Below are 271 nucleotides of genomic sequence, written 5' to 3' on the forward strand. Positions count from 1 at the left end.
TAGTTACTCTTACTGCAATAGTATCAAACTGCCCTGTTAACCACTTTGGGGTAGACTTAGCTGCAGGCATCACCCAAGTGAGTGCGCCTGGCCAACTTGAAAAAATATCGGCACGTTTATCCATAGGCAGCTTAGCGTCATCGACGTATTTTAATAATTGCCCGTAATTGTCAGCAATTAAAATAAGCCCTTTTTCAACGGAGCGTTGTTTAATATCAAGTAAACGTTCCACCGCCTGTTGATTGTCAGGATCGCAACCAAGGCCATAAAC

General features: G+C 43.2%; 1 protein-coding gene. It reads right to left on the minus strand.

Going from position 1 to position 271, the window contains the following annotated elements:
- A partial coding sequence (locus AAEY98_RS22340) for a Sua5/YciO/YrdC/YwlC family protein (RefSeq protein ID WP_351019775.1) occupies window positions 1-271 on the minus strand: 271 nt, incomplete at both ends.

It is taken from the genome of Shewanella sp. AC91-MNA-CIBAN-0169, assembly GCF_040310165.1.
Classification (GTDB): domain Bacteria; phylum Pseudomonadota; class Gammaproteobacteria; order Enterobacterales; family Shewanellaceae; genus Shewanella.